This window comes from Pelomicrobium sp. G1 (assembly GCF_051905455.1).
Lineage (GTDB): Bacteria > Pseudomonadota > Gammaproteobacteria > Burkholderiales > UBA6910 > Pelomicrobium.
This window is the reverse complement of sequence record NZ_JBQACR010000099.1, coordinates 1-483: the sequence shown is the minus strand read 5'-3', so window position 1 is coordinate 483 and position 483 is coordinate 1. Positions and strand designations below refer to the sequence as shown.

The 483-nt window shown below is 66.0% G+C and carries 2 protein-coding genes; both read right to left on the bottom strand.

All coding sequences use genetic code 11. The features are described from left to right. On the bottom strand, positions 1-181 hold a 181-nt coding region (locus ACTFO6_RS17645; protein ID WP_439935728.1), incomplete at its 3' end, for a heavy-metal-associated domain-containing protein. 41 nt (positions 182-222) lie between these two features. Then, the coding region (locus tag ACTFO6_RS17640; protein ID WP_439935727.1) for a DUF7482 domain-containing protein at positions 223-483 on the bottom strand (261 nt) is incomplete at its 5' end.

Sequence of the window (483 nt, the reverse complement as noted above, 5' to 3'; positions counted from 1 at the left end):
GATCCACCTTGACCTTGTCGACCCCGTCCAGGGCGCGCAGCTTTTTTTCGATCCCGTAGGCGCAGAACGGGCACGCCAGCCCGTCCACCTGGAGCCAATAACTCGGTCCGGCCGCCAGTGCCACCGAAACGATCCACAGGAGCCCCAGCGCGGACGCCAGAACGGGCAGCATCTTTCTCATCGCCGTGATCCTCCTTTCCAAGGAACCTCGCTCATCCGATTTCACCGATGCCCGCCCGGCCAGGTGAGAAGCGGCAGGTTGATGACGACGTTGGTCCTCTCCACCGCGATCTCGCCGCGGGACGCCACCTGCCCCACTTCGGCCGCGGTGCTGAGCAGCCGCGCCGTCCGTTCGTCTTTCCAGGTGACGAGATGGAGCGCCCGGAGCGGGCTATAGCCTCCCGCACCCGGCGGGCGGTCGAACACGTCGGCCGGGAAGTCGAACGGCCCGTTGCCAGAAACGCCGCTCTTGAACACGTAGAC